Origin of the sequence: Planomonospora antibiotica (assembly GCF_014647955.1) — a bacterium.
In the GTDB taxonomy this organism is placed as follows: domain Bacteria; phylum Actinomycetota; class Actinomycetes; order Streptosporangiales; family Streptosporangiaceae; genus Planomonospora; species Planomonospora parontospora.
Genome location: NZ_BMQE01000022.1, coordinates 20,429 through 42,454 on the forward strand (window position 1 = coordinate 20,429; position 22,026 = coordinate 42,454).

A 22,026-nucleotide genomic window follows, 5' to 3' on the forward strand; every position below is an offset into this window, starting at 1 on the left:
ACATGAAGATCGTCAATCCGGCGACCGAGGAGGTCCTCGCCGAGGTCGAGCTCTCCGGCGCCGCCGAGGTGGACCACGCCGTGGAGCGCGCGAAGGCCGCCTTCCCCGCCTGGCGGCGGGTCGCCCCCGGCGACCGCGCCCGGCTGCTGCGCCGCTTCGCCGCGCTGGTCGACTCCCACGCCGCCGAGCTGGCCGCCCTGGAGACCGCCAACGCCGGGCACACCGCCGACAACGCCCGCTGGGAGGCGGGCAACGTCCGCGACGTGCTGGACTTCTACGCCGGCGCGCCCGAGCGCGACCACGGCCGGCAGATCCCGGTGCCCGGCGGCTGGGACGTCACCTTCGCCGAGCCCCTGGGCGTCGTCGGGGTGATCGTGCCGTGGAACTTCCCCATGGTCGTCATGACCTGGGGGGCCGCCCCGGCGCTGGCGGCGGGCAACACCGTGATCGTCAAACCCGCCGAGCAGACCCCGCTGACCGCGCTGCGCCTGGCCGAGCTGGCCCTCGCGGCCGGCCTGCCCGAGGGCGTGCTCCAGGTCGTGCCCGGCGAGGGGGAGACGGCCGGCGCCCGCCTCGTCGAGCACCCGGACGTCGCGAAGATCGTGTTCACCGGCTCGACCGAGGTCGGCAAGGAGATCGGCGCCGTGTGCGCCCGGCGGGTCAAGCGGCTCACCCTGGAGCTGGGCGGCAAGAGCGCCAACATCGTCTTCGCCGACGCCGACCTGGCGAAGGCCGCCGCCACCGCGCCGTACGCGGTCTTCGACAACGCCGGCCAGGACTGCTGCGCCCGCTCCCGCGTCCTCGTGGAACGGCCGGTCTACGACGAGTTCCTCGGCCTGCTGGCGGAGGCGGTGCTCGCGGTGAAGGTCGGCGACCCGCGCGCCGCCGACACCGAGATGGGACCGCTGATCAGCGCCGCCCACCGGGAGAGGGTCGCCTCCTTCGTCACCGGCACCCCCTACCTGCAGGGCTCCTGCCCGTCCGGACCCGGCTTCTGGTTCCCGCCCACCGTCCTGACGCCCGAGGTCACCGACCCGGCGTTCACCGAGGAGATCTTCGGCCCGGTGGTGTCGGTCGTCCCGTTCGACGGCGAGGCCGACGCCGTACGGATCGCCAACGACACCCGGTACGGCCTCAGCGGCTCGATCTGGACCCGCGACGTGGGGCGGGCGCTGCGCACGGCCCGCGCCGTCGAGGCGGGCAACCTCTCCGTCAACTCCCACTCGTCGGTGCGCTACTGGACGCCGTTCGGCGGGTTCAAGCAGTCGGGGCTCGGCCGCGAACTGGGGGCGGACGCCCTGTCCGCGTTCACCGAGACCAAGAACGTCTTCATTTCGGAGGATTGATGCAGGGAGGACCGATGCAGCGCCTGCAGGACCGGGTGGCCGTCATCACCGGCGCGGCGAGCGGGATCGGGCTGGCCACCGCGCGCCGGTTCGCCCAGGAGGGCGCGAAGGTGGTCTGCGCCGACGTCGACGAGACCGCAGGCGCGAAGGCCGCCGCCGAGGTGGGCGGCCTGTTCGTGCGCGCCGACGTCACCGACGAGGGCGACGTGGTCCGGATGTACCAGGCGGCGGCCGACGCCTACGGCGGCGTGGACATCGCCTTCAACAACGCCGGCATCTCCCCGCCGGACGACGACTCGATCCTGGAGACCGGCCTGGAGGCCTGGCGCCGGGTCCAGGAGGTCAACCTGACCAGCGTCTACCTGTGCTGCAAGCACGTCATCCCGCACATGCGGCGGCGCGGCGGGGGCTCGATCGTCAACACCGCGTCGTTCGTCGCGGTGATGGGCTCGGCGACCAGCCAGATCTCCTACACCGCCTCCAAGGGCGGCGTGCTGGCGATGTCGCGGGAGCTGGGCGTGCAGTTCGCCCGCGAGGGCATCCGGGTCAACGCGCTGTGCCCGGGACCGGTGAACACCCCGCTGCTGCAGGAGCTGTTCGCCGCCGACCCCGAGCGGGCGCGGCGCCGCCTGGTGCACGTCCCGCTCGGCCGGTTCGCCGAGGCCGCCGAGATCGCCGCCGCGGTGGCGTTCCTGGCCTCCGACGACGCGAGCTTCGTCACCGCCTCGCAGTTCCTGGTCGACGGCGGCATCTCCGGCGCCTACGTCACCCCGCTGTAGCCGTGCCCCGTCCCGTCATCGGCGTCACCTGCTACGTCGAGCCCGCCCGCTTCACCGTCTGGGAGACGCCCGCGGCGCTCCTGCCGTACGACTACGTCGACCACGTCGTCCGGGCGGGCGGCCAGCCGGTGATCCTGCCCCCGGCCGGCGACCCCTCCGTCCTGGCCGACCGCCTGGACGGGCTGATCCTGGTCGGCGGCGGCGACATCGACCCGGCCCGGTACGGCGAGCGCCCGCACGAGCGCACGAGCCATGTCCGGGGCTTCCGCGACGACGCCGAGCTGGGGCTGGTCCGGACGGCCCTGGACCGCGGCCTGCCGTTCCTGGGCGTCTGCCGCGGCCTGCAGATCCTCAACACGGCCCTGGGCGGCACCCTCTGCCAGCACCTGCCCGACGCGGTCGGCCACACCGGGCACGCCCCCGCGCCGGGCGCCTTCGGACGCATGCCGGTACGGCTCTCCCCCGGCAGCCGGATCGCGGCGATCCTCGGGGTGGAGACCGACGACGTGGCCCACTACCACCACCAGGCCGCCGACCGGCTGGGCGACGGCCTGACCGTGACCGCCCGGAGCCAGGACGGCACCGTCGAGGCCGTGGAGCTGGCGGACCACCCCTTCGCCCTGGCGGTCCAGTGGCACCCCGAGGCCGACGACGAATCGGCCCTGTTCGAGGCGCTCGTCGGGCACGCCCGCCGCTGAGCGCGCCGGCGGCCGGGGCAGGGGGGCACGACGGCGGTGGTGGCGGGGCGGCGGAGAGGTCCCGGCGGGGGATTTCGCTCGGCGGTCCCGGGCCGTTAGGCTGGCCGCGACACCGATGTGAACCCCGTGCGGGAGAGCGTCCTGACATCCAGGCCAGGACCCCTGAAGGAGCAAGCCCTCCCCGCGAACCTCTCAAGGCAAAGGACCGTGCGGGTAGGTGCCCTCTGGAAAGCAGGCCCCCGAGGTCTCGCCGAAGGTGAAAGTCCGGTAAAAACCGGGCGAAACTCTCAGGCATCCACGACAGAGGGGGAGGATGCTCTCATCCGACCCATGCCTGAGGTGCGATCATGCCCCGACCCACGCCACTGCGCGGCGTCCACACGTCTCTCGGCGCGACCCTGACCGACTTCGCGGGCTGGCTCATGCCGCTCCGCTACGGCAGCGAGTCAGCCGAGCACAACGCGGTCCGCCAGGCCGCGGGCCTGTTCGACCTCTCCCACATGGGCGAGATCTTCGTGACCGGGCCGCAGGCCGGCCAGGCCCTCGACTACGCGCTCGTCGGCCACCTGTCCGTGCTGGAGCCCGGCCGCGCCCGCTACACCATGATCGTCAACTCCCGCGGTGGCGTGCTGGACGACCTGATCGTCTACCGCCTCGCCCCCGAGGAGTTCATGGTCGTCGCCAACGCCTCCAACTACCCCGCCGTGGCCGCCAGGCTCGCCGAACGGGCCAAGGGCTTCGACGCCGTCGTCGAGGACCGCTCCGAGCAGTACGCTCTCGTCGCCGTCCAGGGCCCCAGGTCCCAGGAGATCCTCGCCGCGCTCACCGACGCCGACCTCGGCGGCCTCAAGTACTACGCCGGGCTGCCCGCCACCGTCGCCGGCCGCGAGGCGCTCATCGCCCGCACCGGCTACACCGGCGAGGACGGCTTCGAGCTGTTCGTCGCCAATGACGACGCCGAGCCGCTGTGGACCGCGCTCACCGAGGCGGGCGAGCCGCACGGCCTGCTCCCCGCCGGCCTGTCCGCCCGCGACACCCTCCGCCTGGAGGCGGGCATGCCGCTGTACGGCAACGAGCTGTCCACCGCCCTCACCCCGTTCGACGCCGGCCTCGGCCGTGTGGTGAAGTTTGACAAACCGGGCGACTTCGTCGGCCGGGCGGCCCTCGAACCCCTCAAGGACGTCCCCCCGGCCCGCCGTCTGACGGGCCTGGTCGCGGCCGGCCGCCGCGTGCCCCGCCACGGCTACCCGGTGGTGCTGGCCTCCGGCGGCAGCACCGTCGTCGGCGAGGTCACCAGCGGGGCCCCCTCGCAGTCGCTCGGCAGGCCCGTCGCCATGGCCTACGTGGACACCGCCGCGACGGGGGAAGAGCTGGCGGTGGACATCCGGGGCCGCCACGAGCCGGTCGAGGTCGTCGACCTGCCTTTCTACAGGAGGAACAAGTGAGCAGCATTCCCGACGAACTGCACTACACCAAGGAACACGAGTGGATCGCGGGCGTCGACGACGGCCTGGTCCTCACCGTGGGCATCACCGCCTACGCCGCCGAGGCCCTCGGTGACGTGGTCTACGTGCAGGTCCCCGAGGTCGGCGCGACCGTCGCCGCCGGCGACGCGGTCGGCGAGGTCGAGTCGACCAAGTCGGTCAGCGACATCTACGCCCCCGTCGGCGGCGAGGTCGTCGAGGTCAACACCGCCGTCGTCGACGACCCCTCCCTGGTCAACGGCGACCCGTACGGCGAGGGCTGGCTGTTCCGCGTCCGCCTCGAAGGCGACGCCGCCGACCTGCTCTCCGCCGAGGAGTACACCGCCCTCACCTCCGGCGAATCCTGAAATCTTCTCTCCCGCGCCGTGATCGCGCGCGCCGCCCGGCGCGCGCGGTCCCGGTGACGTAAGGACAAGGACCGATCAATGGCGATCAGCGTCTTCGACCTCTTCAAAATCGGCATCGGCCCCTCCAGCTCCCACACCGGCGGACCGATGGCCGCCGCCCACCGCTTCGCCCGCGGCCTCGACCGCGACGGCCTGCTGGACAAGACCGCCCGCGTCGAGGCCGTGCTGTACGGCTCCCTCGGCCTGACCGGCAAGGGCCACGGCAGCGACAAGGCCGTCCTGCTCGGCCTGTCCGGCGAGAAACCCGAACTCGTCGACGTCGACACCGTCGACGAGCGGCTGGCCGCCATGAGGTCCTCCGGGACCATCCGGCTGTACCGCTCCCGCGAGATCCCCTTCGTCGTCGGCGAGGACCTCGTCTTCGAACGGAAGATCTCACTGCCCGGCCACCCCAACGGCATGCGCTTCACCGCCTTCGACGAGAACGGCGAGACCCTCCGCGAGAAGGTCTACTACTCCGTCGGCGGCGGCTTCGTCGTCGACGAGAACGCCACCGGCGCCGACCGCATCAAGGCCGACGACACCGAACTGCCGCACCCCTTCACCACCGCCGCCGAACTGCTGGCCCGGTGCCGCGAGACGGGCCTGTCCGTCTCCGGCCTGATGCTGGAGAACGAGAAGGCCTTCGGCCGCACCGAGGACGAGATCCGCGCCCGCCTGCTCGACCTGTGGCGCGTCATGTCCGAGTGCGTACGGCGCGGCATCGCCAAGGAGGGCATGCTCCCCGGCGGCCTCAAGGTCCGCAGGCGCGCCCACCAGCTCCACCGGCAGTTGCAGGCCGAGGACCCCGGCAGCGACCCCCTCCAGACGATGGACTGGGTCTCCCTGTTCGCCCTCGCCGTCAACGAGGAGAACGCCGCCGGCGGCCGCATCGTCACCGCCCCCACCAACGGCGCCGCCGGCATCATCCCCGCCGTCCTCACCTACTACGACCGCTTCGTCCGCAGAGCCGACGGCGCGGACGGCCGGCCGGGCGGCGGCGCGGACGACGACGGCGTCGTCCGCTTCCTGCTCACCGCCGGGGCCATCGGCGTGCTGTTCAAGGAGAACGCCTCCATCTCCGGCGCCGAGGTCGGCTGCCAGGGCGAGGTCGGCTCGGCCTGCTCGATGGCCGCCGCCGGACTCACCGAGGTGCTCGGCGGCACCCCCGAGCAGGTGGAGAACGCCGCCGAGATCGGCATCGAGCACAACCTCGGCCTGACCTGCGACCCCGTCGGCGGCCTGGTCCAGATCCCGTGCATCGAGCGCAACGCCGTCGCCTCCATCAAGGCCATCACCGCCGCCCGCATCGCGCTGCGCGGCGACGGCCGGCACTTCGTCGCCCTCGACAAGGCCATCAAGACCATGCGCGACACCGGCCGCGACATGCTCGACAAGTACAAGGAGACCAGCCGCGGCGGCCTCGCCGTCAACGTCATCGAGTGCTGACGGCGGACGTCCGCCCGGCAGGCCGGCCGGGCGGACATCCGGGCGGACGCTGCGAACACCCTCAAGCACCGCCAAGTCCGTCATCGCGGACGAGACCGCCCGTCCCTGGGACTATCGTGGTCAACCTGTTCGTGAAGGTCAGGGAGGTCGCGTGACGACGGAAGCCCAACCGGCGGGCCGCTTCCTCCGCGCCCACTGGCTGTTCCTGGTCGCGCTGCCGGCGGGCGGCGCCCTGCGGGCCCTCGCCGTACTCGGCTACCGCCCCGCCCTGTGGTTCTGGCCCGACTCCTTCACCCACCTCGACGCCGCCCTCGCCCTCCGCCCCACCGAGTCGCACTCCTCCGGCTACCCCCTCTTCCTGCGGCTGCTGAGCCCGCTGCAGAGCGTGCAGGCCGTGGTCGTCGCCCAGCACCTGCTCGGCCTCGCCACCGCCTGCTGCGTCTACCTCCTCCTGCGCCGCCTGGCCGGGCTCCCCGGCTGGGGCGCCACCCTCGCCGCGCTCCCCGCCCTGCTCGACGCCCACCAGATCCAGCTCGAACACCTCGTCACGGCGGACGCGCTCTTCCAGACCCTCACCGTGCTCGCCCTCACCCTGCTGCTGTGGAACCGCCGCCCGTCCGCCCGGACCGCCCTGCTCGCCGGCACCCTCCTGGCCGCGGCCGCCGCCACCCGCGTCATCGGCCTGCCGCTGCTCCTGCTGGTCCTCGTCTGCCTGGCCGTCCGCCGCGCCGGCTGGAAAGCCGTCACCGCCGCCGCCGCGGCCGCCGCCCTGACCCTCGGCGCGCACGCCGCCTGGTTCAGGACCGAGTTCGGCGACCACGGCCTGACCCGCGGCAACGCCCACCTCTGGGCCCGCACGACGACCTTCGCCGACTGCGCCCGGATCAGGCCCACCGGCCCCGCCGCCGCCCTCTGCCCCGCCGAACCGCCCGGCGAGCGCAAGCCGCCCCCCGCCTACCTCTCGGACGGCGGCTCGCCGCTGAACAGGTTCCAGGGCTCCCCCGCCGAACGCGACGCGCTCGCCGGCGACTTCGCCCTGCAGGCCGTCAGAGCCCAGCCCGCCGACTTCCTGCGCACCGGACTCACCGACCTCGCCCACGTCTTCGACTGGGACCGGCGCGTCTACCCCACCACGGAGGACCAGAGCGCCCACGTCTTCCCCGACGCCGCCGCCTCGCTACCCGACACCCCCGCCGCCGGCGGCCGCACCGCCGCCGAGCTCGCCACCGCCTACCAGGCGGACCCCGGCGAACCGCGCCTCGTCGACCCCTACGCGAGCTGGCTGCGCGCCTACCAGGAACACGGCTTCCTGCGCGGACCCTTCCTCGGCGTCGTCCTGGCCATCGGCCTGATCGGCGTCCTGACCCGCTGGCGGCGCCTCGGCGGCGCCCTCCTCCCGCCCTGGACCGCGGCCGCCGCCCTGATCGCGCTGCCGCAGTTCACCTCGGCCTTCGACCACCGCCACGCGGCGGTCGCCGCACCCCTCGCCTGTCTGGCCGCCGGACTGGCCTTCGGCGGGCGCGACTCCGAGACCGCCGCCGACACCCCCGGCGCCCCCGCCGAGGACCCCGTGAGCCCCCCGGACCAGGCCGCCCGGCGGGCCTCAGCGACGGCGGACGTGCACCCGGACGGAGACCCCCAGCGCATCGTCCCCTACCGCCCGCCGAACCCTGTCGACGGCGTCCTCGTTCATCCGCGCTACGAGCTCGCCGACGTCGGTCGCGGGCCCGCAGCGTACCCCGATCCGGATCCGGTCCCCCTCGACCGTCCGGACCCGGACCCGGCTCAGCCCTTCGACTTCTTTAAGCGCGACCCCCAGCATCGCGATCCCGGTCTCACTGCGGCGGCCCCGCCGCCCCCAGCCCAGGGACCGCAGCAGCCAGCGGACCGCGACAAGCCCCAGTACTACAAGTACTAGCGCCGCCAGCCACCCCGCCCCGGGGTCCTCCGCCAGCCGCGCCGGCAGTCCGGGGTCCAGCACCGGCGCCTCCGCCGCGTGCCCCGGGACCTCCCCCAGCCCGCGCAGCACGCCGTACGCCCCCGCCCCGGCCAGCACCAGCCCGGTGACGGTCAGACCGATGCGATTGCCCAGATACGCCCTCATCAGCCCCTCCGCCCGCCCGGACCACCCGGAAACACCCTCATCGGACCCCCGACCCCGGAGACCGCCCGGAAACGCCCTCATCGGACCCCCGGCCGCGCAGACCGTCCGGAAAGACCCTCATCCGATCCCCCGGCCGCGCAACCGCACCACGACCTCGTCACCGCACACCGCGCCCAGAGCGGCCAGCCGGTCCCCGACCTCCGCCCCCACCCGGCGCAGCAACCGCCCCGTCCCGTCCGTCTCCGCGACCACCAGGACCTCCACGCCGCCGCGGCCCAGCCGCACCCGCGCCCGGCCCACCCCGTCCACCGACTCCGCCGCGGCCCGCAGCGTACGGCGCAGCCCCGACCGGGTCAGGCCGATCACCGCCAGGGGATCCCCCGTCTCCAGCGGCACCAGCCGGGGCCGCCCGGGCACGACCGCCACCGCCACCAGCGCCGCACCCACCGCCACCACGCCCAACGCCGCCCCCAGCACCACCGGGTCCGACCAGCTCAGCGCACCCGGCCCGGCCGCGAGCCGGCCGTACACCGCCAGCGCCGAGGACGACCCGCTCAGCAGCGTCACCGTGCCCGCCGCCAGCGCGGACAGCACCACCGCGGCCGCCAGCGCGACCACCGCGCCCGCCGGGCCCCGGCTCGGCCGCAGCAACCGCGCCGCCCTGCGCCCGCCCGCCTGCGGCCGCGGCCCCTCGGGCGCCTCCGGCGCGCCTCCCGGGCCCGCCAGGATCTCCTGGAGAGTAGTCATCACCCGGCCAGGTCTACGGCGCCCACCCCCGCCCCGGTACGGCACGACGCACCGGCCCACGCGATTGCTGACCCGATCCGGAGGAAGAATTTACCCGCGGCCGGTTAACATGAGAGCTACTCATGTATGGTCGGGCGGAGTTATCCTGCCCCCATGGACGACCGCCAGCGCTACGACCGGGCCACCGCGCACCTCGAACCCCCGTTCGCCGTGCTCGACCTCGCCGCCCTGCGCGCCAACGCCGCCGACATGACCCGGCGCGCCCGCGGCAAACCCATCCGCGTCGCCAGCAAGTCCATCCGCTCCCGCCCCGTCCTCCAACGCATCCTCGCCATGGACGGCTACACCGGCACCATGGCCTACACCCTCCCCGAAGCCCTCTGGCTCGCCTCCACCGGCCTGCGCGACATCCTCGTCGCCTACCCCACCGCCGACCGCACCGCCATGACCCGGCTCACCACCGACCCCCGCGCCGCCCGCGAGATCACCCTCATGGTCGACCGCACCGACCACCTCGACCTCATCGAGACCGCCACCGCCGGACTCCGCGACCGCCACGAGATCCGCCTCTGCCTCGACGTCGACGCCGGCTACACCGCCCTCGGCGGCCGCCTGCGCGCCGGAGCCCTCCGCTCCCCCGTCCGCGACGCCGACCAGGCCGCCGACCTCGCCGCCGACATCGCCAAACGCCCCGGCCTCCGCCTCACCGGCGTCATGGCCTACGAAGCCCAGATCGCCGGAGTCGGCGACGACCCGCCCGGCCACCCCCTCACCGCCCGCGCCATCCGCTGGATGCAGGCCCGCTCCCGCCGCGAACTCATCCTCCGCAGAGGCCGCATCGTCCAGGCCGTCCGCCAGTTCGCCGACCTCGAATTCGTCAACGGCGGCGGCACCGGCAGCCTCGCCACCACCACCCGCGAGAAAGCCGTCACCGAACTCACCGCCGGCTCCGGCTTCTACCACCCGCGCCTGTTCGACTTCTACCGCGGCTTCACCGGCCGCCCCGCCGCCCTCTTCGCCCTGCCCGTCGTCCGCCGCCCCGCCCCCGGCGTCGCCACCGTCCTCGGCGGCGGCTACACCGCCTCCGGCACACCCGGACCCGACCGGCTCCCTCAGCCCTACCTGCCCTGCGGCCTGCGCTACGACCCCCGCGAAGGCGCCGGCGAAGTCCAGACCCCGCTCATCGGCCAGCCCGCCGAAGACCTCCGCCTCGGCGACCGCGTATGGTTCCGCCACGCCAAGGCCGGCGAACTCTGCGAACGCTTCGCCACCCTCCACCTCATCGACGGCGACGAGATCGTCGACGAGGTCCCCACCTACCGGGGCGAGGGCCGCACCTTCCTCTGACCCCGCCGCCCACCGGAGCACCGGCCCCACCGGGCCTCGCCCCGAGAGGGCCGCGCACCACCGCCCACCGGAGCACGGAACCACACCGGGCCCCGCGAAGGACCACGCATCCCACCCACCGGAGCACGGGGCCGCACCCGCGGCCCCGCCCCGCACGCCGCCTCCGGCGGCACGTCACCTCCGGCGGCGCCGCCTCACCAGCAGGACCGCCGCCCCGACCACCAGGACCGCCCCCACGCCGATCAGCACCGGCGCCAGACCCGGCGCCTCGTCCGCCCACAGGTCGTCCCCGGGCTCACCCGCCGGTTTCACCGGACGCGGCGAGACCCCCACCGCGTCACCGATCCTGTCCCCGACGGACGCGACGAACTGCTTCGCGTTCGCCTCCACCCTGGCCACCGTCCGCCGCGCGACGTTCTTCGGGCGCACCCGGTCCGCGATGGCGTCGACCGTCTCGGCCAACTCCGCCCGCGTGCGCTCGATCCGCCGCTCCAGCTCAGCCGGATCGGTCTCCGCCATGGCTCTCCTCTCGTCGCCCTCGACGACGATCAGTCTCTCAGGTCCGACGCTCCCCTGACACTTCGGGCAGGCCGGTAAGTTGACCAGGGAGAACCATTCCTCGGAGGAAACGTGACGAAACTCGAACCAGGCGACGCCGCCCCGGAGTTCGCCCTACCGGCCGCCGACGGCACCACCGTCTCCCTCGACGCCCACCGCGGCAGGCGCGTCATCCTGTACTTCTACCCCGCCGCCATGACCCCCGGCTGCACCAAGCAGGCCTGCGACTTCCGCGACAGCCTCGACTCCCTCACCGCCGCGGGCTTCGCCGTACTCGGCGTCTCCAAGGACACCCCCGCCAAGCTCGCGAAGTTCGCCGAGCACGACGCGCTGACCTTCCCCCTGCTCTCCGACCCCGAGCTGGAGGTGCACAAGGCCTACGGCGTCTACGGCGAGAAGACGATGTACGGCAGGACCACCGTCGGCGTCATCCGCTCCACCTTCGTCATCGACGCCGACGGAAAGGTGGAGAAGGCCCTCTACAACGTGAAGGCCACCGGCCACGTGGCCCGCCTCCGCCGCGAACTCGGTCTCGGCTAATGAGGTGCGGTTGGTGCCTTTACCTGAACTAGGATGGCACCGGCCGTATCGGCGGGGCCGTAGTCCAACGGCAGGAGACGCATGACTTAGGATCATGACAGTGCGGGTTCGAATCCCGCCGGCCCCACAACCGAGAAGCGGTAGCCACGCTGGTAGCACCCCAGGTAGCATCGATGTCATGGAGCTAAGCGTCAGCTTGCCCGAAGAAGACGTGGCCTTTCTCGATGAATACATCGATCAGACCGGCACCGCCTCTCGATCGGCCGCGCTCCATGCAGCGATAGCCCTGCTTCGCACGGCCAAACTGGAAGAAGAGTACGACTTCGCCTTCAGCGAGTGGGAAGGCAGTGAAGACGCCGCGCTGTGGGAGGCCACCGCAGGTGATGGGGCCCCTGTTGCGTCGAGGTGACATCTATTGGATAGACCTCGAACCGGTCAGAGGCTCAGAGGCGAACAAGACACGACCGGCCGTGATCGTCAGCAACGACGCGGCCAACCGTACCGCGGAGCGCAAGGGCCGAGGCGTCGTGACCGTGGTACCCATCACCTCCAATACGCAGCGTGTGCTCTCTTTCCACGTCTTGCTCACAGCAGACGAATGCGGACTAGCCAACGATTCCAAAGCACAGCCGGAACAGATCCGTGCGGTCTCCATAGAGCGCGTTCATACCAGGATCGACAGAATCCCAGCTGGCGCGCTTCACCGCCTGAATAAGGCGCTTCGTATGCACCTCACGCTCTGACGAAAGAGCACCAGTACGCAACGGGACTGGCTGATGAGTTACGACTCAGACAGCGGACGCCACCAGACAGCCTGAGCCGCCGTTTTGTTCACGCTCTGATCGGCCGCGGACCTTTTCGGGGCGATAGTCGCGGGTCAGGGCGTGAAGGGCGCCGAGGTGGGGGCGGCGCAGCGGAAGCCGTCCTGGGTGGATTCGCACTGGTCGGGCATCCGGAAGCCGTCGCCGGGGTTCCACTCGTCGCTTCCGCCCTGGAAGATGCGCGTTTCGCCGTTCCCGCGTTCGCCGGCTCCGTACCCTTCGTCTCCGCGTCCTTCGAGCAGGCGGTCGAAGCCGTCGCCGGGCGGGGTGCGGTGGTCGTCCACGCGGTTGGAGGCGTTTCCGGCGCGGTGGCGGTCGCCGATGGTGTCCACGACGGCGACGGTTCCGCCGCCGAGGACGGCGCCGATGACGGCTGCGGCGGCGACCTGGAAGGGTTTGCCGCGGGTGGCGCGGGCGATCCTGGCGTAGCGGCCGGGGCGGGGTCGTTCGTCGGTGGGGGTGTGCGGGCCCGGGACGTTCCAGCCGGTGTCGCCGGGGCCGTGGAGCCCGTACGCGGCGGGGGCGCCGGATCCATGGGGCCCATATGCGGCCGGGGCCCCGGTGCCGCCGGGCCCGTATGCGGCGGGGGCGCCGTACGCGTCGGTGGGGGTGTGCGCGGTGGGCGCGTCGTCCTGGGCGGGGAGGTTCCGGGTGTCTCCGTCCCGGGGCCCCGGGTCGCGTGGCGTGTTCTCGTCGTCGCGCGACCCGGGGTTGTTGCGATCCGCCGTCACAGGCAATCTCTCCCTTTACTCACCCCCGAGGGGGTGCTCCCGGAAACCATGGTGCCGGAGGGGGCGTAAGCGGGATGTAAGGGGCGGCGCGGGGGTGGTGGGTGTGCGACCTGAGTCGTAGGCGGGTCTCCCCCTTTCGGGGGAAGGGCGCTGAGCTGGGGATACGTAGGGTGGTGGCATGTTCGGCAGACTTCACGCCTGGAGCGGGCGCCATCCGAGGGTCGTGGACGCGTTGTGGCTGGCGCCGTTCGTGTTGTTCTGTGCGTCCAATCTCGTGGTCCTGGCGAGGGATCCGGCTTTCCTGCCGGGGGGTCCTCCGCTGGTGGTGCACGGGGTGCTGGGCGTGGTGCTGCTGGTGCCGTTGTTCTGGCGGCGGCGGTGGCCGGTGGGCGTGTTCGCGGTCGTCGCGCTGGCCAGTTTCGTGCAGTGGTCGTTCGGGGTGGAGCCGCTGCCGGTCAACCTGTCGGTGCTGATCGCGATGTACGCGGTGGCGTCGTACCGCCCGTTGCGCTGGGCGGTGGCGGCGGGGCTGGTGGCGGAGCTGGGGTTGGCGCTCTCGTACGGGCGGATCACGGAGCGGCCCGATCCGAGGTCGTGGGCGAGCACGTCGGTGTTCGTGGTGGCGGTCTGGATCGCGGGGATCTACGCGAACACGCGGCGTCGTTATCTGGAGGGTCTGGAGGAGCGGGCGGAGCGGGCGGAGCGGGAGCGCGATCAGCAGGCCCGGCTGGCGGCGGCCGCGGAGCGGGCGCGGATCGCGCGGGAGTTGCACGACGTGGTGGCGCACAACGTGAGCGTGATGATCGTTCAGGCGGACGGCGCGGGGTACGCGATCGACGGTGATCCGGAGCAGGCGCGGCTGGCGGTGCAGGCGATCTCGGCGACGGGGCGGCGGGCGCTGGCGGAGATGCGCCGGATGGTGGGGGTGCTGCGGGCGGACGCGGGGGCGGAGGGTGGGGAGGACCGGGGGGATTATGCTCCGCAGCCGGGGTTGTCGCAGTTGGACGATCTGGTGGAGCAGGTGCGTTCGTCGGGGTTGCCGGTGGGATTGCGGGTCTCGGGGACGGTGCGGGAGTTGCCGGAGGGCGAGCAGCTGACGGTGTACCGGATCGTCCAGGAGGCGTTGACCAATACGCTCAAGCACGGTGGTCCGGCGAGCAGGGCCGAGGTGGAGATGGAGTACGGCGTGCGGGAGCTGGTGGTGCGGGTGGCCGATGACGGCCGGGGGGCTGCGGCGCCGGGCCGGTCTGGGGGTCATGGGCTGGTGGGGATGCGGGAGCGGGTGGCGATGTTCGGCGGGAGTGTGGAGGCGGGGCCGCGGCCGGGGGGCGGGTTCCAGGTGGTGGTGCGGTTGCCGTTCGGTGAGGTGGGCGGGAGTCGGGCGGCGTGATCCGGGTGATGCTGGTCGACGATCAGGAGCTGCTGCGGACGGGGTTCCGGATGGTGCTGGGGGCGCAGCCGGACATCGAGGTGGTGGCGGAGGCGGCCGACGGGCGGGCGGCGGTGGAGGTGCTGCGCGGGGTCGAGGTGGATGTGGTGCTGATGGACGTGCGGATGCCGGTGATGGACGGGGTGGAGGCGACCCGGTTGATCCGTGCGGTGGAGGGGGCTCCGCGGGTGTTGATCCTGACGACGTTCGATCTGGACGAGTACGTGTTCGCGGCGTTGAAGGCGGGGGCGTCGGGGTTCCTGTTGAAGGATGTGCCGCCGGTGGATCTGGTGAGTGCGATCCGGGCGGTGCACGGTGGGGACGCGGTGGTGGCGCCGAGTGCGACGCGGCGGTTGCTGGAGCGGTTCGCGGTGCACCTTCCTTCGCCGGGCGGGGTGGAGCCGGAGGCGGTGTCGGGGTTGACGGCGCGGGAGCGGGAGGTGCTGGTGCTGGTGGCGCGGGGGTTGTCGAATGCGGAGATCGCGGGGCGGTTGGAGCTGGCGGAGGCGACGGTGAAGACGCATCTGGGGCGGGTGCTGGCGAAGCTGGGGTTGCGGGATCGGGCGCAGGTGGTGGTGTTCGCCTATGAGGCGGGGCTGGTCGTCCCGCATTCGGCGGGGTAGTCAGGCGGCGGTGGGTTCCATCGGCCGAATGGCCGATGGGGCCGGTACGCCGGAGGTCGCACCGGTGGTGTCGTCGTGCCTCTTCGGTGGAGGGGAAGTCCGGCCGCTCGTCCGATGGATCCCGGCTTTCTCGGCAATAGCGTTTTGCCCGTCATAACGCATCTATGCCGAGGAGGGGTCGACGTGACCGTCACCGGAGAGATCGGCGCGTGGAGCGCGCGGGAGAGCGGGGCGCCGGCCGTGGTGGCCGAGGGCCTGACCAAGGTGTACGGGCAGGGGGACGCGGCCGTGCACGCGCTGCGCGGGGTGGACGTCTCCTTCGCGACGGGCGCCTTCACCGCGATCATGGGTCCTTCGGGGTCCGGTAAGTCCACGCTGATGCACTGCCTGGCGGGGTTGGACACGGTCAGCGGCGGGCGGGTCCGCATCGGGGACGTGGAGCTGACGGGGCTGGGCGACAAGCAGCTGACGCTGTTGCGGCGGGAGCGGATCGGGTTCATCTTCCAGGCGTTCAACCTGCTGCCGACGCTGACGGCCGAGCAGAACATCCTGCTCCCGCTGGAGATCGCCGGTCGGCAGGCCGACCGGGTCCTGTTCGACCGGGTGGTGGAGACGGTGGGGCTGCGCGATCGGCTGGGGCACAAGCCGACCGAGTTGTCGGGTGGTCAGCAGCAGCGGGTGGCGGTGGCCCGGGCGTTGATCAGCAAGCCGCAGGTCATCTTCGCCGACGAGCCGACCGGGAACCTGGACTCGCGCAGCGGTGCCGAGGTGCTGTCGTTCCTGCGTTCGTCGGTCCGGGAGCTGGGGCAGACGATCGTGATGGTCACGCATGACCCGGTCGCAGCGTCGTACGCCGATCGGGTGGTCTTCCTGCGGGACGGCGGGCTGGTCAGCGAGCTGGAGCGGCCGACGCCGCAGACGGTGCTGGACACGCTGATGAAGCTGGAGGCGTGACGGTGCTCAGGACGACTCTGGCCGGGTTGCGGGCGCACAGGCTGCGTCTGCTGCTCACGTCTCTGGCGATCGCGCTGGGGGTGGGTTTCATCGCGGGCACGTTCGTGCTCACCGACACCATCCAGGCGGGGTTCACGCAGAAGTTCGCGGCGGCGGGCGACAAGATCGACGTCGCGGTGTTCCCGGACTCCGGGCGGCGCGGTGAGGAGGAGCCGTCCCTGCCGGCCTCGGTGCTGGAGAAGGTCCGGGGGGTGGACGGGCTCGCCGACGCGCAGGGGCTGGTGCGCGGTACGGCGGCGCTGCTCGGCAAGGACGGGAAGGCCGCCGGGGACCGGCCGACGAGCGGCATCTCGGTCCCCGAGGGCCGGTTGAACCGTACGGTGATCTCCAGTGGTGCGGCGCCGCGGAACGGCGGGGAGGCGGTGCTGGACGAGGGCACCGCCGAGCGGCACGGTTTCAAGGTGGGCGACACGATCGCGGTGCTGGACGCGGAGGAGGCCCGGCACGAGTTCAGGCTCGTCGGGCTGGTGGATCTGAGTCTGGACCAGGAGCTGGTCTACACCGGCGCGGTCGGTTTCACCACCGAGACGGCCTGGTCGATGACCGGGGCGGAGGGGTTCCACGAGATCGACGCGCTGGCGGCCGAGGGGGTGGGCCAGGAGGAGTTGCGGGCCTCGGTCGCGGCGGCGCTCGGGAGCGGTGTCACGGTCAAGACCGGTGAGGCCTATGCCGCGGACATGGCGCGGGTCAACGGCGCCGACGACGACGTGATCACGATGGGCCTGCTGATGTTCGGCCTGGTGGCGATGTTCGTGGCCGCGCTGGTGATCTACAACACCTTCAACATCCTGGTGGCCCAGCGGACGCGGGAGATGGCGTTGCTGCGGTGCATCGGCGCGACCCGGGGGCAGGTGTTCGGTTCGATCGTGCTGGAGTCGGTCGTGGTGGGCCTGCTCTCCTCGGGGCTGGGTCTGCTGCTCGGTTACGGGCTGGGCGCGGGGGCGCTGGCGGTGCTGTCGTCGCTGGACGTGCCGTTGCCGGTGGTGACGCCGTCGCTGGCGCCGCGCACGATCGCGCTGGGTCTGGTCATCGGGCTCGTGGTGACGGTGGGGTCGGCGCTGCTGCCGGCGCGTTCGGCGACGCGGGTGGCGCCGATCGCGGCGCTGCGTGCGCAGGTGGAGGAGCGGGTCTTCCGGACCGGGGCGGTGCGGGTGGTGGCGGCCGCGTTGTTCCTGGTGGCGGGTGTGGGCGCCACGGTGGCGGCGTTGAGCATGCCGGTCGGCCAGGCGGCGCTGGTGGTGGTGATGGCCGGTGGTTCGCTGGTCTTCTTCGCGCTGCTGATCCTGGGTCCGGTGCTGGTCAGGCCGCTGTCGTCGTTCGTGGGCTGGGTACCGGGGAGGCTGTTCGGGGTGCCGGGCAGGCTGGCCACGGACAACTCGCGCCGCAATCCGAAGCGGTCGGCGACCACCACGGTGGCGCTGACGGTGGGTGTGACGCTGATGACGTTGATCGCGGTGCTGACGGGCACGCTGCGGGTGACGTACTCGGCGAAGCTGGACGAGCAGTTCCCGGTCGACTACATGGTCCAGCCGCAGGACCGGGGGTCGGAGCTGTCGCGGGCGCTGGCGGAGGATCTGCGGTCCCGGCCGGAGCTGACGTCGGTGGTGGCGATGCGCGGGGCGGTCGCCGAGGTCGGGGGGAAGGGCGCGGAGTACGAGGTTGGGACCTTCACCGCGTCGCGGGATTTCCGGCCGAGTCTGGAGTCGGGGTCGATCGACCTGCTCAGGCCGGGTACGGCGGTGGTGGCGAACTACGTGGCGGAGGATCTCGGGATCGGGGTCGGGGACCGGGTGCCGGTGAAGACGGCCGAGGCCGGCACGGTCGAGCTCACGGTCGTGGCGCTGTTCGATCCGCAGCGGGCGAGCCTGTCGGGGGTGACGGTGCCGGAGGCGGAGTTCGACCGCTACTTCGGGAAGGTCGGCGACTCGTCGATCATGGTCAACGCCCGGGACGGTGTCGCTTTCGACCGGGCTCGGGCGGCCGTGGACGCGGCGGCGGATCCGTACCCGACGGCGAAGGTCGCCAGTTCGACGGAGGTCCGGAGCGAGTTCGACGAGTCGCTCGACATGATGCTGATGATCATCACGGGTCTGCTGGGGCTGTCGGTCCTCATCTCGCTGCTGGGCATCGCGAACACGTTGTCCCTCTCGGTCCACGAGCGGACCCGGGAGTCGGCGCTGCTGCGGGCGCTGGGGCTGACCCGGCCTCAGCTGCGGCGGATGCTCTCGGTGGAGGCGTTGATCCTGGGGCTCATCGGTGCTCTGGTGGGCGTCGTGCTGGGGGTGGCCTACGCCTGGGCGGCGGCCCGGACGATGACGACGGACGTCTCCTTCCAGGTGCCGGTCCTGCAGATCCTGGCGTTCGTGGCGCTGTCCGGGCTGGCCGGGGTGGTCGCCGCGGTGCTGCCCGCGCGCAGGGCGGCGCGGGCGTCCATCGTCGGTTCGCTGGCGAGCGGCTGATCGGGGCGCGGTCCGGCGCCGAGGCGGAGGCCGGGCCGAGACGGAGGCCGGGCCGAGACGGAGGCCGGGCCGAGACGGAGGCCGGGCCGAGACGGAGACCGGGGCACCCTCGACGGGGGCGGTGCCCCGGTCCCGCCGCTGGGGGCGTGCCCGCCGGTGGGGGTCCCGCGAGGGGCCCGTCACCGGCGGGGCGTGTCTCATCCGGTGAGCTGCCGGGTGATGGACGGGTCGGTGATGGCGGTGTCGGCGGCGAGCAGGAACGCCTTGGACAGGATGACCGAGAGCATGCCGCCGTCTTCTTCGAACGGCAGGAAGACGGAGCCGGTGTCGCGGTCGCGGCCGGGGACGATGCACAGGTGGGCGTCGTTGGGTTCCATCAGGATGTTGCCCGAGCCGAGATGGATCCGGTAGGTGCGCAGGTCGCCGCGGACGCGCAGGAACCGGTCGGTCAGCTCGGCCCGGTCGGCGATCTTCAGCCGGGGCAGGAGGCGGGCCAGCGCGTCGCGCCGGGTGCGGGCGGTCTCGGTGAGCAGGGCCTTGGCCTGGCCGTAGCGGAGCAGGTGATCGGAGAACCGGCGTGAGTGGTCGTGTGTCTCCTCCTCGGCGGGAGTGAGCAGGTAGACCTCGCGGAAGGCCTGCTTGAACGGCTGGCGCAGACCGATCGCCAGGAGGTGGTCCCGCCAGGCGCGGACCTCGTCGGCGGTGTGGGAGATGGGGTGCCACAGGCGAACCGGGGTGTCAGGGCGCGGTTGGGTGCGGCGTCCGGCCGGGTCGGTCAGCTCCCAGGTTCCGTCGACGCGGACGGGGAGTCCGGCCGGGCCCTGGAGGATCTCCCAGATCAGGTTCCGGGCGAAGGCGCCGGTGATCGGGTGGTCGAGGTAGAACTCGCACGCCTCCTGCCATGACCAGGTCCGCTCGGACGCCAGGGCGTGCTCGACGCGGAACCGTTCGGCGAGGATCGCCTTCTTCAGCTCCTTGGCCGTGGCCCTGAAGTCGGCCAGCAACTCCCGCTCGACGCTCCTGGGAATGGTCTTGCGGCCGTTGTAGGTGATCGCGCCGGTCAGTGACAGGGTCAGTCCTTGCTCAGTGCGCGTGCCGTCGTGGTCCAGGCCGAAGGTGGGGACGGTGCGTTCGAGCAACTGCTCCGGGGACAGGCCCGTCTGTACGGCGATCGACTCGAGGATCTGCTCGACCTTGGCCAGAATGCTCTTCCTCCGCACCTTGGCCTGGACGCGGGCCAGTTGGGCGACCGCTTCCGTGCCCCCTCGCCGGGCCAGCACGCCGAGGGCCGCGTTGGCCATGCGCTCGCTTCGTGAGTTCGGGCCTGATCCGCCGATCCCGGTGCCGGTGGCCAGGGCCACGTCGCCCAGGAGCCCGGTCACCCAGGGCTCGTCGATCAGCTCGCAGGTCCAGATCATGCCGCGCAGGAGCTCGGCGGTGCGCTCCCGGAGATAGGTGACGACCTCCCGGTAGCCGTTGTGCCAGGGTCCTTCACGGTACGCCGGCACGCGGCCCAAGATCTCCCGTATCAGTTCGATCGTACGGGGTGTGAGCAGCTCGGCTGCGCGTGCCGTCCACTGCGGCGCCGGGGTGGCGGATGTCGCGGTGGTCCAGTGCCTCAGGAGCGGGAGGGCGTCGGCCTCGCCCAGGCGCTCGCCGTACTCCTCGCGCAGCAGCACGGCGAAGCCGTCGCACTCGGGCACCAGGGAACGCGTGGCCTCGGCGGGGTCGCCGGCCAGGTGCTCGGCGAGGAGGTCGTCCAGCAGCCGCTTGGCCGCCCACCCGGCCGAGAACGGGACCGCCTCCATCTCCTGCCGGGCCAGCATGAGGTGGGGCAGGAGCGGTTCGCGCTCGCTCGGCGGCAGCCCCCTGATCGAGGAGATCGGGATGCGGTAGTACACGTCCGTCCTGTACTGCGCCGGCGGGGTGAGCGTGGTCCGCCACAGCAGTTCTCGCTCCTGCGGGGTCCAGCGCAGCTTGCGCTGCGCCAGCCTGGTGAGAAGCACCTGACCGGCGACGCTGCCGTCGGTGGTCCGCGTGAGCAGCTGCGCCCACAATGCCGTTGTCCGCCATTCGGCCTCGCCCCACCCGGAGGAGAGCTCCCTCAGAAGCGCGTCGTCGACGAAACGGTGGGCGTCTTGGGGACGGAGGGTGGCGTCGAGGCGGCGGAACACGGCCAGCGTCGCCTCGTCCAATTCGTCGAGCCAGCCGTGGAGCTCAACCGGAAGGCCGTCGATGACCCCCACGTCAGCCGCCGACCAGGGGCACGAGCTTGACGAACGACACGACCGGGTCGGCGATCAGGTCGATCTCGGTGTCCAGGTCCTCGATCTGGCGGTCGCCGACGAGCAGCAGGAAGCCGTTGCGGGCGAAGGCGGCCTCGGCCGCGTCGGCCTGCCTCTCCCAGTCGAGCCTGCGCGCGGTCCGCATCCGGTAGCCGTTCAGTTCGGCCTCGGCGTCGGTGGGCTTGACCAGGCCGCGGAAGTGATGGGAGGGCGCGGCGTTGTGGCGGGCCACCTCCTCGCGCACGCGCAGCCGTACCAGTTCCCGGGCCGAGATGCTCTCCGGCAGATCCGGCAGGGCGAACTCGGTCAGCGGTTTCCCGGTTGCCGTCTCGTCACGGAAGATGACCGTCGCCATTTCATCGCCTCACACGTCTCGAAGATCGCAATGGAGGCCATGAATATCACCGGCGGACGACAGAACCCCGTGTGCCGGACTCGACGGGCACCGGGATCCCCGCGCCCGACCACGGACATGACCGCTTCACGGCCGTGGGGCGGGACCTCTCGACACGGTCTCGAAGCCTGCGGCCTGCCTCCCGGCACCGCCGGTCTCCGGCTGAGGTACTAGTGTGATCGACTTCTGAAACAGACCCTAGTCGTCGAGCTCCCGGCGCGACCCTCGCGCAGCGGGGCCGGCGGCTCGCGAGCGCCTGTGGGAGGCCACCCGTTCGCGCGTCGCGCAGCGGCGTGAGCAGTAACGGCGCGGCAGGCCGCTTCCCTGTGTGAGATAGACGTTCCGGCAGCCGGGCGATGCGCACAGGCCGCCCGGTGGACGTTGGCGATCCCAGATGAGGACCATCAGGGCCATGCACGACGAGGCGAGGAACCACTCCCCCCAGGGGGCGTCGTCGTCGCTGTCGAGGTGGGGGTGCCAGGGGGTGAGGCCGCCGTGCGAGGTGAGGCGGAGGGCTCCGGGGCTCTGCCGTAGCAGCCGGTTCAACAGGGACGCGGCGGCGTCGACGTGGGCGGCGGCGAAGACCTCCCGCAGCTGCACGGCGGCGGCGCGCAGCTCGGCGACATCGCTCGGCGAGAGATCGATGGAGCCGGCCTCTCCGTGCTCCCGGAGCAGGTCGGCGATCGCACCCGGGGCCGGGTCCTCGCCGGACAGGGCGTTGAGGAGGGCGGCGGTCCGCCGGGCGACGGCCTGCACCGAATGACGGGTGGACCATTCACGACTCGAAGCGGTCACCGGTTGAATGTAACGCATCTGGTCGAGTTTTGAGTTA

Annotated in this window: 21 protein-coding genes, 1 tRNA gene and 2 riboswitches; of the genes, 16 read left to right on the forward strand and 6 right to left on the reverse strand. The window is 72.3% G+C overall.

Annotation, left to right across the window (positions count from 1 at the left end):
- Positions 1-2: 2 nt before the first annotated feature.
- The 7 genes from IEZ06_RS20185 (at position 3) to IEZ06_RS20215 (ending at position 8,060) form a co-directional block, all read left to right on the forward strand.
- Entirely contained in the window at positions 3-1,346 is a 1,344-nt protein-coding gene (locus IEZ06_RS20185; RefSeq protein ID WP_189238267.1) for an aldehyde dehydrogenase family protein, read from the forward strand.
- Between the two features lie 14 nt (positions 1,347-1,360).
- A complete protein-coding gene (locus IEZ06_RS20190) occupies positions 1,361-2,125 on the forward strand; it encodes a 3-oxoacyl-ACP reductase (protein WP_189238268.1) in 765 nt (254 codons plus the stop codon).
- Positions 2,126-2,127: 2 nt separating this feature from the next.
- Entirely contained in the window at positions 2,128-2,823 is a 696-nt protein-coding gene (locus IEZ06_RS20195; protein ID WP_189238269.1) for a gamma-glutamyl-gamma-aminobutyrate hydrolase family protein, read from the forward strand.
- Positions 2,824-2,942: 119 nt separating this feature from the next.
- Positions 2,943-3,041, forward strand: a riboswitch (glycine riboswitch).
- Positions 3,042-3,137: riboswitch (glycine riboswitch) on the forward strand.
- Positions 3,138-3,170: 33 nt separating this feature from the next.
- Positions 3,171-4,268, forward strand: coding sequence for a glycine cleavage system aminomethyltransferase GcvT (gene gcvT / locus IEZ06_RS20200; RefSeq protein WP_189238270.1), 1,098 nt, complete (start codon positions 3,171-3,173; stop codon positions 4,266-4,268).
- Positions 4,265-4,654 (forward strand): glycine cleavage system protein GcvH, encoded by a 390-nt coding sequence (gene gcvH / locus IEZ06_RS20205; RefSeq protein WP_189238271.1) that lies wholly within the window; start codon positions 4,265-4,267, stop codon positions 4,652-4,654. Before gcvT ends, gcvH begins: the two co-directional genes overlap by 4 nt.
- A 78-nt stretch (positions 4,655-4,732) precedes the next feature.
- The gene (locus tag IEZ06_RS20210) at positions 4,733-6,142 is read left to right on the forward strand and encodes an L-serine ammonia-lyase (RefSeq protein ID WP_189238272.1); all 1,410 of its coding nucleotides are present in this window, start codon (positions 4,733-4,735) and stop codon (positions 6,140-6,142) included.
- A 151-nt stretch (positions 6,143-6,293) separates the two neighbouring features.
- Positions 6,294-8,060, forward strand: coding sequence for a hypothetical protein (locus tag IEZ06_RS20215; protein WP_189238273.1), 1,767 nt, complete (start codon positions 6,294-6,296; stop codon positions 8,058-8,060).
- Positions 8,061-8,363: 303 nt separating this feature from the next.
- On the opposite strand, the gene IEZ06_RS20220 is transcribed toward IEZ06_RS20215, so the two are convergent.
- A complete protein-coding gene (locus IEZ06_RS20220; RefSeq protein WP_189238274.1) occupies positions 8,364-8,993 on the reverse strand; it encodes a DUF6286 domain-containing protein in 630 nt (209 codons plus the stop codon).
- Positions 8,994-9,146: 153 nt separating this feature from the next.
- On the opposite strand from IEZ06_RS20220, the gene IEZ06_RS20225 reads away from it, so the two are divergent.
- Entirely contained in the window at positions 9,147-10,340 is a 1,194-nt protein-coding gene (locus IEZ06_RS20225; RefSeq protein WP_189238275.1) for an amino acid deaminase/aldolase, read from the forward strand.
- A 174-nt stretch (positions 10,341-10,514) separates the two neighbouring features.
- Here IEZ06_RS20225 and IEZ06_RS20230 read toward each other — a convergent pair whose 3' ends face one another.
- Complete coding sequence (locus tag IEZ06_RS20230) at positions 10,515-10,859, reverse strand: DUF3618 domain-containing protein (protein ID WP_068894955.1); 345 nt, start codon at positions 10,857-10,859, stop codon at positions 10,515-10,517.
- 111 nt (positions 10,860-10,970) lie between these two features.
- Here IEZ06_RS20230 and bcp point away from each other — a divergent pair, with 111 nt between their 5' ends.
- The 4 genes from bcp to IEZ06_RS20250 all read left to right on the forward strand — a co-directional run bounded on the left by bcp (position 10,971) and on the right by IEZ06_RS20250 (position 12,181).
- Positions 10,971-11,438: a thioredoxin-dependent thiol peroxidase gene (gene bcp / locus IEZ06_RS20235; protein WP_189238276.1), complete on the forward strand. Its 468-nt coding sequence runs from the start codon at positions 10,971-10,973 to the stop codon at positions 11,436-11,438.
- A gap of 53 nt (positions 11,439-11,491) precedes the next feature.
- Positions 11,492-11,565: transfer RNA gene (locus IEZ06_RS20240), tRNA-Leu, on the forward strand.
- A gap of 51 nt (positions 11,566-11,616) precedes the next feature.
- Positions 11,617-11,847 carry a DUF8778 family protein gene (locus IEZ06_RS20245; RefSeq protein WP_189238277.1) on the forward strand — a complete coding sequence of 77 codons (231 nt, stop codon included), beginning with the start codon at positions 11,617-11,619 and terminating at the stop codon, positions 11,845-11,847.
- Entirely contained in the window at positions 11,822-12,181 is a 360-nt protein-coding gene (locus IEZ06_RS20250) for a type II toxin-antitoxin system PemK/MazF family toxin (protein WP_229798459.1), read from the forward strand. The genes IEZ06_RS20245 and IEZ06_RS20250 overlap by 26 nt, the downstream gene beginning before the upstream one ends.
- A 134-nt stretch (positions 12,182-12,315) precedes the next feature.
- On the opposite strand, the gene IEZ06_RS20255 is transcribed toward IEZ06_RS20250, so the two are convergent.
- Complete coding sequence (locus tag IEZ06_RS20255; RefSeq protein WP_189238278.1) at positions 12,316-12,990, reverse strand: hypothetical protein; 675 nt, start codon at positions 12,988-12,990, stop codon at positions 12,316-12,318.
- 178 nt (positions 12,991-13,168) lie between these two features.
- Here IEZ06_RS20255 and IEZ06_RS37245 point away from each other — a divergent pair, with 178 nt between their 5' ends.
- The 4 genes from IEZ06_RS37245 to IEZ06_RS20275 all read left to right on the forward strand — a co-directional run bounded on the left by IEZ06_RS37245 (position 13,169) and on the right by IEZ06_RS20275 (position 18,515).
- Positions 13,169-14,380 carry a sensor histidine kinase gene (locus IEZ06_RS37245; RefSeq protein WP_189238279.1) on the forward strand — a complete coding sequence of 404 codons (1,212 nt, stop codon included), beginning with the start codon at positions 13,169-13,171 and terminating at the stop codon, positions 14,378-14,380.
- Positions 14,377-15,042 carry a response regulator gene (locus IEZ06_RS20265; protein ID WP_229798437.1) on the forward strand — a complete coding sequence of 222 codons (666 nt, stop codon included), beginning with the start codon at positions 14,377-14,379 and terminating at the stop codon, positions 15,040-15,042. Before IEZ06_RS37245 ends, IEZ06_RS20265 begins: the two co-directional genes overlap by 4 nt.
- Positions 15,043-15,225: 183 nt before the next feature.
- Positions 15,226-15,996 carry an ABC transporter ATP-binding protein gene (locus IEZ06_RS20270; protein WP_189238280.1) on the forward strand — a complete coding sequence of 257 codons (771 nt, stop codon included), beginning with the start codon at positions 15,226-15,228 and terminating at the stop codon, positions 15,994-15,996.
- Positions 15,993-18,515: an ABC transporter permease gene (locus IEZ06_RS20275; protein WP_307811731.1), complete on the forward strand. Its 2,523-nt coding sequence runs from the start codon at positions 15,993-15,995 to the stop codon at positions 18,513-18,515. The genes IEZ06_RS20270 and IEZ06_RS20275 overlap by 4 nt, the downstream gene beginning before the upstream one ends.
- 197 nt (positions 18,516-18,712) lie before the next feature.
- On the opposite strand, the gene IEZ06_RS20280 is transcribed toward IEZ06_RS20275, so the two are convergent.
- The 3 genes from IEZ06_RS20280 to IEZ06_RS20290 form a co-directional block, all read right to left on the reverse strand.
- Entirely contained in the window at positions 18,713-20,761 is a 2,049-nt protein-coding gene (locus IEZ06_RS20280; protein ID WP_189238281.1) for a DUF4132 domain-containing protein, read from the reverse strand.
- 1 nt (position 20,762) lies between these two features.
- Positions 20,763-21,155 (reverse strand): hypothetical protein, encoded by a 393-nt coding sequence (locus IEZ06_RS20285; protein WP_189238282.1) that lies wholly within the window; start codon positions 21,153-21,155, stop codon positions 20,763-20,765.
- 237 nt (positions 21,156-21,392) lie between these two features.
- Positions 21,393-21,989 carry a CGNR zinc finger domain-containing protein gene (locus tag IEZ06_RS20290; RefSeq protein ID WP_307811730.1) on the reverse strand — a complete coding sequence of 199 codons (597 nt, stop codon included), beginning with the start codon at positions 21,987-21,989 and terminating at the stop codon, positions 21,393-21,395.
- Between the last annotated feature and the right edge of the window lie 37 nt (positions 21,990-22,026).